The organism is Pseudoalteromonas maris (assembly GCF_049257235.1).
Lineage (GTDB): Bacteria > Pseudomonadota > Gammaproteobacteria > Enterobacterales > Alteromonadaceae > Pseudoalteromonas.
In genome coordinates this window covers 20530-34502 of record NZ_JBMMUF010000005.1, presented here as the reverse complement: position 1 = coordinate 34502, position 13973 = coordinate 20530, and the positions used below count along the sequence as shown (strand labels likewise).

At 46.0% G+C, this 13973-nt stretch carries 13 protein-coding genes; 9 read left to right on the top strand and 4 right to left on the bottom strand.

The genetic code is table 11. The annotated features are described in order from the left end of the window. Window positions 1–12: 12 nt before the first annotated feature. From AAEU32_RS08600 to AAEU32_RS08590, 3 genes are read right to left on the bottom strand one after another with little or no spacing between them, the layout of a single operon-like run. Complete coding sequence (locus AAEU32_RS08600; protein ID WP_421970125.1) at window positions 13–606, bottom strand: phage tail protein; 594 nt, start codon at window positions 604–606, stop codon at window positions 13–15. 11 nt (window positions 607–617) lie between these two features. Further along, the gene (locus tag AAEU32_RS08595; protein ID WP_421970124.1) at window positions 618–1586 is read right to left on the bottom strand and encodes a formyltransferase family protein; all 969 of its coding nucleotides are present in this window, start codon (window positions 1584–1586) and stop codon (window positions 618–620) included. Continuing rightward, entirely contained in the window at window positions 1579–2847 is a 1269-nt protein-coding gene (locus AAEU32_RS08590) for an SAM-dependent methyltransferase (protein WP_421970123.1), read from the bottom strand. Before AAEU32_RS08590 ends, AAEU32_RS08595 begins: the two co-directional genes overlap by 8 nt. A gap of 170 nt (window positions 2848–3017) precedes the next feature. Between AAEU32_RS08590 and cobO the strand changes: the two genes are divergently transcribed. From cobO to AAEU32_RS08570, 4 genes are read left to right on the top strand one after another with little or no spacing between them, the layout of a single operon-like run. Continuing rightward, complete coding sequence (cobO, locus tag AAEU32_RS08585) at window positions 3018–3614, top strand: cob(I)yrinic acid a,c-diamide adenosyltransferase (RefSeq protein WP_421970122.1); 597 nt, start codon at window positions 3018–3020, stop codon at window positions 3612–3614. Beyond that, complete coding sequence (locus tag AAEU32_RS08580) at window positions 3614–4438, top strand: cobalamin-binding protein (protein ID WP_421970121.1); 825 nt, start codon at window positions 3614–3616, stop codon at window positions 4436–4438. Before cobO ends, AAEU32_RS08580 begins: the two co-directional genes overlap by 1 nt. A gap of 56 nt (window positions 4439–4494) precedes the next feature. Continuing rightward, window positions 4495–5220, top strand: coding sequence for a hypothetical protein (locus AAEU32_RS08575; RefSeq protein ID WP_421970120.1), 726 nt, complete (start codon window positions 4495–4497; stop codon window positions 5218–5220). A gap of 44 nt (window positions 5221–5264) precedes the next feature. Further along, window positions 5265–6071 (top strand): PhzF family phenazine biosynthesis protein, encoded by an 807-nt coding sequence (locus AAEU32_RS08570; RefSeq protein ID WP_421970119.1) that lies wholly within the window; start codon window positions 5265–5267, stop codon window positions 6069–6071. A 10-nt stretch (window positions 6072–6081) separates the two neighbouring features. On the opposite strand, the gene AAEU32_RS08565 is transcribed toward AAEU32_RS08570, so the two are convergent. Beyond that, the gene (locus AAEU32_RS08565) at window positions 6082–6540 is read right to left on the bottom strand and encodes a globin family protein (RefSeq protein WP_421970118.1); all 459 of its coding nucleotides are present in this window, start codon (window positions 6538–6540) and stop codon (window positions 6082–6084) included. A 215-nt stretch (window positions 6541–6755) separates the two neighbouring features. Between AAEU32_RS08565 and AAEU32_RS08560 the strand changes: the two genes are divergently transcribed. From AAEU32_RS08560 to nrdR, 5 genes are all read left to right on the top strand, one after another. Then, a complete protein-coding gene (locus AAEU32_RS08560) occupies window positions 6756–7472 on the top strand; it encodes a hypothetical protein (protein ID WP_421970117.1) in 717 nt (238 codons plus the stop codon). Continuing rightward, complete coding sequence (locus tag AAEU32_RS08555) at window positions 7472–8878, top strand: Y-family DNA polymerase (protein ID WP_421970116.1); 1407 nt, start codon at window positions 7472–7474, stop codon at window positions 8876–8878. The genes AAEU32_RS08560 and AAEU32_RS08555 overlap by 1 nt, the downstream gene beginning before the upstream one ends. Next, window positions 8878–11982, top strand: a complete 3105-nt coding sequence (locus AAEU32_RS08550) for an error-prone DNA polymerase (RefSeq protein ID WP_421970115.1) — start codon at window positions 8878–8880, stop codon at window positions 11980–11982. Before AAEU32_RS08555 ends, AAEU32_RS08550 begins: the two co-directional genes overlap by 1 nt. A gap of 193 nt (window positions 11983–12175) precedes the next feature. Beyond that, entirely contained in the window at window positions 12176–13432 is a 1257-nt protein-coding gene (glyA, locus tag AAEU32_RS08545; protein WP_421970114.1) for a serine hydroxymethyltransferase, read from the top strand. Window positions 13433–13523: 91 nt separating this feature from the next. Further along, window positions 13524–13973, top strand: coding sequence for a transcriptional regulator NrdR (gene nrdR, locus AAEU32_RS08540; RefSeq protein ID WP_421970346.1), 450 nt, complete (start codon window positions 13524–13526; stop codon window positions 13971–13973).

Below are 13973 nucleotides of genomic sequence, written 5' to 3'. Positions count from 1 at the left end.
TTGTGTACAGCATTAGTTTCTTGATGGGAAAATGCCCATTAATGCAATGGAATAATTAATAACTTCACTCGGTTGCATAATGTTAAAGGGTTGATTGCCGCCAGGCAGCGCTACATTGACCGAGCCCGACAGTGCAACACCACCAAGGGCTACGGTGTTAGCATTGGTATCTGCGGCAAATATTTTCTCTGGAGTGTCGGAGCGGTTTTCACCGGCAACTACTTTGGCCAGGATAAAGCCTTGTGTTGGAGTATCCGCAGTGGCATCGCTGGTGGTTGCTTTGAGTGTGCCAGTGACACCCGATAAATCCACACTTGTTGAGCTAGCAGGGAGTTCAGTGGTGTTTAGGTTATGGGTTTCTGTCCCTAAGCGTTGTCCCATAGCTCTTGGTTGTAAGCCAGGGCCATGACCTTGACCTATTATGCTTCTGCCGCGTAAGTCTGGCAGTGCAAATGTAGTGCGGCCGTCACCGCCATAGGTGGTACCAATGAGTGAGAACAAGGCTGTGTTCGAGCTAATAGGTAATAATTGCCCCTCACATAGGCTCCAGCCGCGAACGGCAAAGTTAAAGCCAAATGGTTGTATTTGCGCAATAAAGGGTTCCATATTGTTGTTCCTTATAGGTGCTGTTGAAGTTGATGAGGGGGGTGACTTAACAGCTCTCCCGCATCGAGGTTAATGAGTTGCGCTAAGCGCTCGCCGCTTAGCGTACCGAGTTCACAGCTGACGATGTCGACTCGCATACAACCCTTTTTTGTCGCGACAATCAGCCCTTGAGTTTGCGACACCATCACCACTGTGCCCGCCCGAGTGCCATAGGTGGGGTAATCGACGACACTCACTTGAATTAATTCCACATCCATCCCTTTAATAGACAATAAGCAACGTCCGAAGTGACCATTGTGCGCTCGGGTTAAGGCGTCGAGTTGCTCGGCATCAAAGGCTTGTAAATCAAGGTGGATAAAATCTGGCGGTTGATCGGTGTAAGTCACCGTGAGTGGCTGTAAGTCCTGCTGCGGCAAGTGGGTGTTTATTTCTGTAAATAGACTGGGCAAGCTTTGTAAGGCCAAAAAGGCAAATCGTTGGGTTAAACTTGCATAGGTATCTTCACTACTGATCAGCATAGGGTGAGAGCTAATTATTGCACCGCTGTCATAACGCTCATTCATACGTTGCCAAGTCAAGGCGCTATGGGGGTGTTGTTCACGTAACTGCCAATATATTGGGTCTTTGCCTGCATAGCTGGGCAGTGCAGAAGCGTGACAGTTGTAGACTCCTTGTAAGTAATGGTCGAGCACGGGGGTTGGTAGCAAATAACTAAAGCCTAAGCACAAGGCAACATCGGCATTAAAGTGCGGTAAATGAGTGGGGATGAGCGAGAGTTTGTCTTTGCATACGACCTCAAAAGGGATCCCTTGGCTTGTTAATGTTTGCATCAGCAACATTAATGCTGGTTTTGCTAAGTTACGTTCTTGCGGATCGGGGGTGATCACGCCTACAAGCTGGCCACTTTGCTGTAGCGCTTCAATGCAGGGCCAAGCGAATAAACTATTGGCATAAACGAGCACTTTGGGTTGTTCACTCACCGCTGTAGTCCTTAATCACTAAAAAGCCCGGCAAGCCATTTAGGGAATAGTAAAAGCGTAACTTATCGCCTGAATTAACCAGCGTATCGCCTTGCTGTGGTGATTGTGGTGTGAAGTTAATACAAACACTTAAGTCAGGAAGCGGGTGGGTGATCCCAGAATCATAGAGGCGTAAACTTTGGTCAGCAAACAGGGAAATTTCGGTGTATAAAGACAGTGTTTGCTTTTGCGCATGTTGAGTAAAATAAGGCACAGTTAGGGCCGCTGCTTTGACCATCGTGCTATCGTCACACAGCTGTTGTTCTAAATTACGCAAAGTGTGTGCATTAATAGAGAAAACTACGCCGAGTTCGGTACGCGAGTTGGCAATGTCAGCGTGTTTTTGGTTAATAGTGTCAGCCTCTGTCGATTCGTTTTGCCACTGCTCTACGTATTCTTGTTGCGCTACACTGAGCATGGCGTGTACATCGATATTTTGTGGGATGAGATAGCCATTGATACTAAGCTGTTTGGCAAAGTGAGTGGCAATAGCAAGATGGCCTTCGCGACTAAAACCATGCTGCATCGCTTCAATAATCACTAAGTCAAATAGCATGGGAGAGTTATAAGCACAGGCATCGCCACAGTACATTTGTTGTATGTATGGTTGCAGCCCCAATTCTGTCACTAGGGCACGCAATGATTTGATTGCTCCGGGTTGAATATCGATCAAGGTGACTTGTAAAGTCTCTTCACTGAGCCCTTGCTCGCGGTAATAGCTCAATAAAGGTAAGAGTAAAGGTGCGAATGGGCCGCAAGCTGGGTAGGCAATAAATACCTTGCTTTGATCACTGTTAAGTAGGGCTGCAATGGCACTATCAATAGCACGAATAAAACCGCTCACTCTCAGCGTATCTTTAATAGTATGAATGCAATAGTCCGGCGCCATAACCAGGCCGTGCTCATTAATAAACTGTAAGCTCCGCTCCGCTTTAGCTATGCCTGCTTGCTGATAAACATGACTATAAGCCTCAAATAGCGTGGCTAATTGTGGCGCTAAGTCTTCTTTACTGTGCTCAGGTGTTTTAAGTATTTGTTTACAAACTCGGGCACTCAGTGCTCGTAGTTCATTACTATCTAGCAGCTTCTTTGGTTGTGTAGCAAGTTGTTGCTTGAGCTGATTACGCTGTTGTCGATGTGCGAACAATGCGCTTAGCGTATTGTCGTATCGTGGTTGCTCTTCATTCGTTTGCGTGGCGTGTTGATAATGATAGGCTTGCATTGTTTGTTTCCGATTATATGCCCCTTTAGTAGCGTATACCCTGTGTGAATAATCACCGACCTATGTAATCAGATGAAATATTTCCAGTTTTACAGAGCGTAAGGTGTAATATAACCGCCAGTATATGGCCCTTGAGGTATGCATAAGGGTGGGTAACGTGGAGTGATAGGATGACGGATAAAAATGCGCAGCATAAAAAGCGCCAACAGAAAGTAAAAGCAGAAGTAGACCAGTTAATTGAAGAGGCACAAATCGAAAAGGGTGTGTTGCAAGTGATCACGGGTAACGGCAAAGGGAAATCTACTTCGGGGTTTGGTACTGTAGCGCGCTGTGTTGGCCATGGACAAAAAGCGGCGGTGGTGCAATTTATCAAGGGGATGTGGGAGTGCGGAGAACGCAATCTACTAGAACAAGTAGGCGTGCCTTTTGCGGTAATGAAAACAGGCTTTACTTGGGAGACGCAGAACCGTGAGACCGACACCCAAGCCGCGCAACAAACTTGGCAACAAGCCAAACAGTTTTTAGCTGACCCAAATATCGATTTGGTGCTGCTTGACGAGCTTACGTATATGCTCAGCTATGATTACCTCGACTTAGACGAAGTACTGGATGTGCTTGCTCATCGACCTGCAATGCAGTCGGTGATTGTTACCGGGCGAGGTGCACATAGGCGTTTAACTGAATTAGCCGATACCGTCAGTGAAGTACGCAATGTGAAACATGCATTTGACAGTGGCGTTAAAGCTCGAGCAGGCTTTGACTACTGATGCGCGGGCAGTATTTTATTCTTTTACTGCTGAGCTTTGTCGGCGTTACAGCCACCGCGTCGCAACCAGAACAGCGTATTATCGCGCTCTCCCCGCACCTTGTTGAAAATTTGTATGCCATAGGTGCAGGTGATGACATCGTGGCAACGGTGGATTATGCCAATCACCCAGAGCAAGCGCAGCAAATCATGCGTATTGGCGGCCATCAGGGTATTCAGTTGGAAAAAGTGCTCGCACTCAAACCCACCTTGGTCGTCGCATGGCAAGGCGGTAATAAAGCAGCCGATATTGAAGCGCTTCAGCGCTTAGGTATCCCCTTGTATGTGAGCAAAATTGAGAGCTTGGAAGATATTAGTGCTGAGCTTCGCGCACTGGGGCACTTGACGCACCGCCAAAGCGATGCAGAACACCTTGCCGCACAGTTCGATGCACGATTGGCGCGTTTGCAGCAGCAATACGACAAGGCGGCAGCCATGCGCCCTAAGGTGTTCTATCAGCTGTGGCCAACTCCGATGATGACAGTGAGCAACAATACCCTGATTGGTAAGGTAATTACCTTGTGTGGTGGTGATAATGTGTTTGCCGATAATGTTACCGATTACCCGCAAATTAGTTTGGAACATGTGGTGTTGACCGAGCCAGACGTCATTATTGTTACCTCGGCGCAACAAGCACAACAAGCCAGCCATGATTGGCAGCAGTGGCAAAGTATTCCGGCAGTCAAATACGGCGCTATTCATGCCATTGATGCCGATGTGCTACACCGTTACAGCACGCGCATTCTCAATGGTGTACAGAGCTTGTGCGAGGTGATTAATGAGTAGTTGGCTGTAGCTGATGTTTATGCCAATGTATTAAAAACAAAAAAGGAACATGTATTATGGAAAATAATCGATTTTTTAAACTGGTTTGGCGTGTTAATGGGCTGATTATCCTTGGTTCATCACTGATAATTTTTGCGTTTATTCTTTTCCAGTTAATTTCTGATGCGCTGCGCCCAAGTTATAACACGCCGCCTCCAACCGTTGAAAATCTAGCAGATGATCCTCTAGGCAAAGAAAAGTGGGTGATTGGTAACCCTATGTACCTTGAGGGCAGTGATTATGTGTTACTCCCTTTGGTGTCAGAAAACAAAGAAGTTGAAGAGTTTAAAAGGGGATCTTTTGGGTCTAGCTCCATGAACATGTTTGGTGGTGGGTATTACAGTGATCCTTCAAAAAACATCTTGTTTTTAAACACTAAAGACAATACCTCATTTTGGTTGTTTAAGGGAGTTAACCGCCTTATCCAAGATATTACTTTGCTCCCGCGTGACTATGAGAGTGATGCGCCTACTCAAGCGATTTTTTACCAGGTGATTGTCAAAGATACCAATAAAGACAACAAACTCAGTAAAGAAGATGCTTCTTCGTTATTTATCAGTGAACCTAATGGCGACAATTATCAGCTTGTTCTAGAAGCGTATGACCGCATTGTTTCTCGAGCGCTAGTGGATGAGAACCGCCTCATAATTATTTATCAGTACCAAGGCAAAGCGCACTCGAAATTAATTCAATTATCACCGTTTAAAGAAATCAGTAATGTAGAGCTACCAAAGGTTGAATAAGCTAAGGTGTGTGCTCAAGGGTTAACTTAATTACTAGGAACATCATGGAACTTGATATCTATATTGTGGATGCATTTACGCAGCAGCAATTTGCTGGTAACTCGGCAGCAGTTGTACCTTTATCTCAGTGGTTAGCGCCCGAGGTAATGCAGAACATTGCTGCTGAAAACAATCTCTCAGAGACGGCGTTTATCAAAGAAGAGGGGCATGGGAAATATGCTATCCGGTGGTTTTCACCACTCACAGAAATAGATTTTTGTGGTCATGCAACATTGGCCTCGTCCTATGTAATTTTTGATCAGTTGGGGTATCAAGGCACCATTGAGTTTGTCACTCAGGCAGTGGGGAACTTATTTGTTAGCCAAGGTGAAGATGGTCGAATACAGATGAGCTTTCCCAATCAATGCCCAGAGCCCATTGTTGATGTGCCACATGCGCTTGTTGAAGGGTTATCAATAAAACCACAGCGGGTGCTGCGTAATCGCCAAGCATATTTTGTTGTTCTCAGTTCGCAACAAGAAGTGCAAAACGTTATATATAACAGTGAAGTGTTAAAGACTCTGGCACCTTTTGATGTAGTAGTGACCGCCAAAGGGAGTGAGGTTGATTTTGTTTCTCGTTATTTTTGGCCCGCCAATGGCGGCGATGAAGACCCAGTGACGGGGTCAATTCACTCGGGCTTAGCCCCTTTTTGGGCGAATGAGCTTGGCAAAACACATTTGCAAGCGTATCAAGCATCACGTCGTGGTGGGCTGTTGTATTGTCAGTTACAAAATGAGCGCGTGCTCATTAGTGGCTCTGCGGTGTTGTATTTGCAAGGCCGCATTTTCATCAACGGCCCGCAAACATAAACCATAGAACTCAGTGATGGTAGTTTTTGGTGTTTTGGAATGTATTGGCATCAAAATCTGGGTACGCTGCTGAGCGCATTACATCAGCAATTAACTTATATACATTGACCCATGCTTGTTTCGTTTGTGGCGTAAAATCATCCCCTAACCCGGTTTGCAACGTATAAATCAAGGCGTTGCCAACTGGAGTGTAATCTTCCACTTTGACACCATAATCGAGGTGGCGATGTGCCAATTTTTGTAGTACACCCGCGACGGTTTCTAAGTCATCCAGTCCATCTACCGCGACCTTGATTGTCGACATCAGCATTTGCCCTTGCTTCTTCATATCACCTTTGAATAAAGGTTTGAGTGATGGGTCATAGCTAAACAATTTGGCGTAGAAAATTTCTGCGGCCTGATCGGCAATGGGTAAAACTTTAGCGAAACTACTTTGAATCAACTGCTTATCTTGTGCGCTTAAACTCATTATGTTTCCTAGAAGCGAAAAAAGTCACAGTTTTGACTATAGGATAAGAATTCAAAAGCCGCGTAGGTTTATGATAAATATCACTATTAAGTCCCCATAAAGGGTTCTTTTAGAGTCTGTAATCTTGAGCCTTTTGGCAAAAAAAATCAGCGTTTGTGCATCACAAAAAATAAGATATACTGTATAAATATACAGTTAATTTTTAGGTGGTGTGTATGAACACAACTTTAGCAGCAATGCACCATCAAGGACTGATCTTCAGTGCAAAGCAGCCGCACAATGATAGTGACCAAGAGGCTCAACAACAGCCTGTCAGTTCAGGTTTTGCCAAGCTTGATCAATTGTTGTCGGGTGGTTGGCCGCAAAGCGGTGTGATCAATGTGCAATCAGATCCGGCAATTGGCGAATTCACCTTGCTACAAGGTACGTTTACCAAAGCCAAAGAAGACACCATGGTGGTGTTGATCAACCCGCCGGCAGAACCCTGCATTCATTGGTTATTGAGCCAAAACGTGCACCCAGAGCGTGTCGTGATTTTACGTCCTGAAAATGACACGCATGCTTTATGGGCTGCAGAGCAATGTACGCGCAGTAGTAGTTGTGCCTTGGTGTGGTTGTGGCATCAAGGTTTATCGTTTGCACAGGCGCGGCGCTTTAACTTAGCTTGTCAGCAATCAGGCGCGCTGTTGGTGTTGGTTAATTATCAACGCCAAGTCAGTGCGTTACCGGTACATATGAGCATTAATGTGAGCCAGCATGAGCAGCAATTAAAAGTCACTTTATTGCGCCAACAAGGGCGATTTGCTCGTGGTGAAGTGATATTGGAACGCACTCAAATTTGGCCATTTTTGCAATACAGCCACCGCATGCAACGCAGTAATGTTCATGCTTTTTCTGCATTTACACACACGCCGCATTATGAGGTTGGTTAATGTATTTGGCGGTTCATTGTGCCTATTTGCAACTGCAGCGGCGGCAATTATCAGAGCCCGCAGTGTTGGTATATAAAGAGCGTATTGTGCAACTCAATGCAGCAGCGCATAGCTTGGGCGTAAAAGAAGGAATGGGGCTGGCGAGTGCCGCTGCTTTATGTGGTGCTTTGCATGTGTATCCGTATGAGCAAAGTGTGCAAAGGCAACAACTTGAGGAGCTTGCGGCACAATGTTACCAAGTAACAGGCGATATCATTTTATGTGGTAGCGATTGCCTTATCTTTGTTGCTACGAGTATGCGCGCGTTGTATCCCACTAATAAAGCGTTATTTAATGCCTTAGCTCCCACTATTCGCGCGTTTGTGCCTGAGTTTTTTTATGCCAGTGCAAGCAGTATGGAAGCTGCTGAAGTGCTTGCCCGCCATCACGTAAACTTTATTAGCGAGGAGGGGTATGAGTGTGAACAGCGTTTGGCTTGTTTGCCTGTGCAGGCGTTGCTTTTGCCAGAGGTTCATAAACAGCAATTAGCGCGCTTAGGAATAAACACCACAAAGCAGCTATTGGCGTTACCGCTGGCACAATTACGCCAACGATTTCATTATGAGCTGGTGGATTATATTACCCGTTTGCGTGGGCAATTACGCCGCACTAGCTTACCTAAACACACTCATCACTATCGTTTTTATCAACCCGCGCAACGATTTTGTGAAACCCTTGAGCTTAATTTTGAAATACAAGACAGTGAGCGTTTACTCGCTCCACTGACGCACTTATGTGAACGTATTTGCCAGTATTTATACCAACACCAACTGCATACACAGCGCTTGACCTTTACCTTAGTATTTCGTGAGCAACCACAACAGCAGCTGATACTCGACAGTGTCCAGCCCCAAGCTCAGTTACGTGCGTGGGTACAGCTGCTAAGTATCAAGCTTGATGCCCTAACGCTCGATGCCCCTGTGATTGCTGTGCAATTGCATTGTGATGAGTTTGTGAGTGTGGATGGCAGTAGTCGTAGTCTGTTTGAAAAACGCCAGCAAGGGCTTGCACGCCAGCAATTATTGAGTGTGTTACATACTCGTCTGGGTGAGCAGCGATGTTACCGGTTAGTGCAAAACCAAGCGCACTTGCCTGAGTTTGCACAAGTGCAAGAAAGCACGTTGCACATGCTAAAGGCAGCTACACCTCAGGCATATCCATGCTTGCGTCCTAATTTTTTAGTAACGCCAACGCCATTAGTTGAGCCGTTGTGCATTTTGCGTGGCCCTGAGCGCATTCAAAGTCACTGGTGGCACTGTGAGCAAATTGAGCGTGATTACTACATTGCCCAAAACAGCCAAGGGCAGGTGTGTTGGGTCTTCAAAGACAAGCAGCAACACTGGTTTGTACAAGGGTATTTTGCCTGATGAGTACACCTGTTTACAGTGAATTGTTTTGCCAAAGTAACTTCAGCTTTTTAACGGGGGCTTCTCATCCTGAAGAACTTGTGAGTCAGGCCGCGCAGTTGGGTTATCAGGCGCTAGCGTTATGTGACGAGTGTTCAGTTGCAGCTGTGGTTAGAGCACACAGCCATATCAAAGCACAGCAATTACCGCTGAAGTTGATTGTGGGCAGCTATTTTAAGTACGAACAACTCGAGTTGGTGGTGTTATGTCCGAGTAAATCAGCATACAGCCAGTTATGTCGGGTGATCACCAATGCGCGTAGACGCTGTGAAAAAGGGCAGTATCAACTCGATGAATGGGATTTAAAAACGCTCAAGGGCTGTATCCTTATTTGGCTCGTGCATGGTCAAAATGACGATGCTAAAGTCGCTGATGAACATTGGGGCCCTTGGCTTAAACGTCATTATGGCGATCAGCTGTATCTTGGGGTACGCCGAGAGCTCAGTAGTTTTGAGCCTGAGCAGTTAGCCTATGTGCGTGCTTTAAGTGAGCGCTTGCAGATTACAGAGGTCGCGTTGGGAGCGGTATTGATGCACACCCCCGAGCGCTTGCCGTTACAACACGTGCTCAGTGCGATTAAGCAAGGACAAACCGTTGCCTCTTTGGGACAGCATTTACTTGCCAATGCTGAGCGCTCTTTGCGTCCTATCAGTAAGTTGAATAAGTTATTTAGTCCACAGCAACTGGCCACGACCGAGTATATAGCTAAACAGTGTTGCTTTAATCTTGATGAGCTCAGCTATCAGTACCCCCATGAACTTATCCCGCAGGGAGTAAGTGCCAGCGAGCATTTACAAAACCTTGTCACTAAAGGGGCCAAAAAGCGCTTTCCAGAAGGCGTACCCGCTTCTATTCAAGCCACGATAGATAAAGAGTTAACGCTAATCGCTGAGCAAAAGTATGAGCCTTTTTTCCTCACTATTGCTGATATTGTGCGCTTTGCTAAGTCTCGAGATATCCTCTATCAAGGGCGAGGTTCAGCAGCGAACTCCGTGGTGTGTTATTGCCTAGAAATTACAGCCGTTGACCCACGCCAAATTGATGTGCTTTTCGAGCGTTTTATTTCTAAAGAGCGTAATGAGCCGCCCGATATTGATGTGGACTTTGAGCACCAACGTCGCGAGGAAATCTTTCAGTACATCTATCAAAAATATGGTCGCCAACGAGCTGCATTAGCTGCAACGGTGATCACCTATCGGTTAAAGAGCGCGATTCGTGATGTGGGAAAGGCGTTAGGATTTACGCCAACACAGCTTGATTATTATATTAAGCAACTCAATCGTCGTCATGGCGGTGGGCAATGGCAAGCACAGTTAGTGCAATTAGGGCTAGACCCTAATGCCCAGATAAATCAGCATTTTTTTCATTTGGTTGATGAAATAAAAGGGTTCCCACGACATTTATCTCAACATGTAGGTGGCTTTGTGATCTCCCAAGGCCCCTTGCATGAACTCGTGCCCGTTGAGAATGCAGCGATGGCACAGCGCACCGTGATCCAATGGGATAAAGATGATTTGGAGAGTCTCAAATTATTAAAAGTTGATGTCTTAGCATTGGGCATGCTCAGCGCTATACAACGCAGCTTTAAGCTCATTGAAAAACATTATCAATACACACTGAGCATTGCCGATATTACTCGCTTAGGTGATGACCCGCAGGTGTTCGATATGGTGCAAAAGGCTGATACCGTGGGCGTATTTCAAATTGAGTCGCGAGCACAAATGAGTATGCTGCCTCGTCTGAAACCGAGTTGTTATTATGATTTAGTGATTCAAATTGCCATTGTTCGCCCAGGGCCAATTCAAGGGGATATGGTACATCCATATTTACGCCGTCGTGATGGTGATGAGGCGGTCGAGTACCCTTCGAAACACGTGGAACAAGTGCTAAAGCGCACGCTCGGAGTACCTATTTTCCAAGAGCAGGTGATTAAAGTGGCGATGGTTGCTGCGGGGTTTAGTGGCGGTGAAGCCGACCAATTACGCCGTGCAATGGCAAAGTGGAAACGCGATGGTGAGCTTACGCAATTTAAGCAAAAACTGATCGATGGCATGCTTAAACGCGGTTATGAGTATGAGTTTGCAGAGCGTATCTATCAGCAAATTTGTGGTTTTGGTGAGTATGGGTTCCCTGAATCTCATTCCGCTAGTTTTGCGGTGCTGGCGTATGTGTCTGCTTACTTAAAATACTACTACCCAGAAGTTTTTTTATGCGCTCTCGCAAACAGCTTACCTATGGGATTTTATTCTTTAGACCAACTGGTGCAAGATGCGCGTCGCCATGGCGTGGCGATACTGCCTGTTGATGTGAACCACTCCGCTTGGGAGCATCAAGTGGTACGTCAAGGTGAGCATTTGGCCGTACGCTTAGGGCTTTGTTGTATCAAAGGCTTTAGCGCGCACAGTGCACAAAAATTACTAGAGTTGCGCCCAGCGCAAGGTTATAGCAGCATTAGTCAGTTGTACCATCATGGTGTGAGTGAAGCGGAACTTGAAACGCTCGCCAGTAGCAATGCATTGGCGGCTATAGCAAAAGATCGCTTTAACAGTCGCTGGCAGATTATGGATAAGCAGCAGCGCTTACCTTTATTTGCGCAAGACGAATACAGTCAGAAGAGCCAATCAGAACTCACCCTAAGTGCGCCAACAGAGATACAAGATACCCTTGAAGATTATGCCAGCATGGGTGTGAACATGGGGGAGCATCCCTTAGTTCATTTACGTCAGCACGGATTATTGTGTCATGCCAAAAGGGCCAATGAGCTAAGTGCATGTCGAAACGGTGCCAGTGTCACCATTGCAGGGTTAGTAACGGGACGTCAGTCTCCTGGCAGCGCAGCAGGCGTGACGTTCTTAACGCTTGAAGATGATACGGGCAACATTAATGTGGTGGTGTGGTTGGCAACAGCCAAAGCGCAGCAAAAGGCGTTTTTAACCGCGCGTTTGTTGGAAGTAAAAGGCGTGGTTGAGCATCATAAAGGCGTAGTGCACGTTATTGCTGGGCGGCTCATTGATCACAGCGATAAGTTACCCGCTTTAATTTTAAAAAGCCGTTTCTTTCATTAATATTAAAAATCAAAACCAGTTTATATATTTGTATGGTTAATGTTTTAAATAAAAAAATATCATTCTTTTTAGGCTGTGAAAAAAATTCATAACTTGTTTAAATAAGCTCACGCTTAGCTAATAGGCAAACGCGTCGTTTACGCGTACAATACGGCCTTTGATTTCGACAATTACGTTGCACCTAGGAGACAGCATGTTAGAACGTAACATGAACATTGCAGACTTTGACCCAGAATTAGCCAATGCGATGAACGCAGAAGTTGCTCGCCAAGAAGAGCACATCGAGCTTATCGCATCTGAAAACTACTGTAGCCCACGCGTATTAGAAGCGCAGGGTTCACAGCTAACGAACAAATATGCTGAAGGCTACCCTGGTAAGCGTTATTACGGTGGTTGTGAGCATGTTGACGTTGTTGAGCAACTAGCAATTGACCGTGCAAACGAGCTATTTGGTACTGAGTACGCAAACGTACAACCACACGCAGGCTCGCAAGCAAACGCAGCTGTTTTCCAAGCGCTACTTCAGCCACACGATACGGTTCTAGGTATGAGCCTAGCGCACGGTGGTCACCTTACTCACGGTGCACACGTAAACTTCTCTGGCAAGACGTACAATGCTATTCAGTACGGCCTTAACGAAGAAACAGGCGAAATCGATTACGATCAAGTTGAAGCGCTAGCGCTTGAGCACAAGCCAAAAATGATCATCGGAGGTTTCTCTGCATACTCAGGTATCGTAGATTGGGCTCGTTTTCGTGAAATCGCTGACAAAGTTGGCGCATACTTATTCGTAGATATGGCTCACGTTGCTGGTCTGATCGCTGCGGGTGTATACCCAAGCCCAGTTCCTTACGCGCATGTGATCACTACCACAACACACAAAACTCTAGCGGGTCCTCGTGGTGGTTTGATCATCTCTAACTGTGGTGATGAAGAGATCTACAAAAAGCTAAACAGTGCAGTGTTCCCTGGTGGTCAAGGTGGTCCTCTATGTCACGTAATCGCTGCTAAAGCGGTTGCTTTCAAAGAAGCACTTCAACCAGAATTCAAAGCATACCAACAGCAAGTAGTTGCTAACGCACAAGCGATGGTAGCGGTACTTCAAGAGCGTGGCTACAAAGTAGTATCAGGTAAAACTGACAACCACCTATTCCTTCTTGACCTAATTGATAAAGACATCACAGGTAAAGATGCAGACGCTGCACTTGGTAACGCAAACATCACAGTTAACAAGAACTCAGTACCAAACGACCCACGTTCACCGTTCGTAACATCAGGTCTTCGTCTTGGTTCTCCAGCAATCACACGTCGTGGTTTCAAAGAAGCAGAAGCGAAAGAGCTAGCGGGCTGGATCTGTGACGTGCTAGACGACATCGAAAATGCAGATGTTCAAGCGCAAGTGAAAGAAAAAGTGAAAGCAATTTGTGCTAAATTCCCTGTGTACGCATAAGGGCACAAAATAGCTATTGCACAAACATTTGTGTATGATAAAGGCCGCAATTTTTGCGGCCTTTTTGTTATCTACAGGAAACCCGTTCACTATGCATTGTCCGTTTTGTAGCGCTAAAGATACCAAGGTAATCGACTCACGTTTAGTTGGTGGTGGGCATCAAGTTCGCCGTCGCAGAGAATGTATTGATTGTCATGAGCGTTTTACAACCTTTGAAGGTGCAGAATTAGTCATGCCTCGGGTGATTAAACGCGATGGTTCCCGCGAACCGTTCAACGAAGATAAGTTACAAAATGGCCTGCACCGTGCGTTGGAACGTCGACCAGTGAAAACTGAGCAAGTCGATGAGGTGGTGCATCAAATCATGTCACAAATTCGCGCGACTGGTGAGCGTGAGGTAAGTTCTCAGTTAATCGGTGAGTGCATTATGGAAGCCCTTAAAGGGCTCGACAAAGTAGCCTATGTTCGCTTTGCTTCCGTGTACCGTTCCTTTGAAGATATTCGTGAGTTTGGCGAAGAAATCGCCCGCCTTGGAGATTAA

What these genes read in the sequence shown, in the direction of transcription:
- glyA (WP_421970114.1), top strand. Translation starts at nt 12,176, where the DNA reads ATGTTAGAACGTAACATGAACATTGCAGACTTTGACCCAGAATTAGCC.
- AAEU32_RS08590 (WP_421970123.1), bottom strand. Translation starts at nt 2,847, where the DNA reads ATGCAAGCCTATCATTATCAACACGCCACGCAAACGAATGAAGAGCAA.
- AAEU32_RS08600 (WP_421970125.1), bottom strand. Translation starts at nt 606, where the DNA reads ATGGAACCCTTTATTGCGCAAATACAACCATTTGGCTTTAACTTTGCC.
- nrdR (WP_421970346.1), top strand. Translation starts at nt 13,524, where the DNA reads ATGCATTGTCCGTTTTGTAGCGCTAAAGATACCAAGGTAATCGACTCA.
- cobO (WP_421970122.1), top strand. Translation starts at nt 3,018, where the DNA reads ATGACGGATAAAAATGCGCAGCATAAAAAGCGCCAACAGAAAGTAAAA.
- AAEU32_RS08555 (WP_421970116.1), top strand. Translation starts at nt 7,472, where the DNA reads ATGTATTTGGCGGTTCATTGTGCCTATTTGCAACTGCAGCGGCGGCAA.
- AAEU32_RS08580 (WP_421970121.1), top strand. Translation starts at nt 3,614, where the DNA reads ATGCGCGGGCAGTATTTTATTCTTTTACTGCTGAGCTTTGTCGGCGTT.
- AAEU32_RS08560 (WP_421970117.1), top strand. Translation starts at nt 6,756, where the DNA reads ATGAACACAACTTTAGCAGCAATGCACCATCAAGGACTGATCTTCAGT.
- AAEU32_RS08550 (WP_421970115.1), top strand. Translation starts at nt 8,878, where the DNA reads ATGAGTACACCTGTTTACAGTGAATTGTTTTGCCAAAGTAACTTCAGC.
- AAEU32_RS08575 (WP_421970120.1), top strand. Translation starts at nt 4,495, where the DNA reads ATGGAAAATAATCGATTTTTTAAACTGGTTTGGCGTGTTAATGGGCTG.
- AAEU32_RS08570 (WP_421970119.1), top strand. Translation starts at nt 5,265, where the DNA reads ATGGAACTTGATATCTATATTGTGGATGCATTTACGCAGCAGCAATTT.
- AAEU32_RS08565 (WP_421970118.1), bottom strand. Translation starts at nt 6,540, where the DNA reads ATGAGTTTAAGCGCACAAGATAAGCAGTTGATTCAAAGTAGTTTCGCT.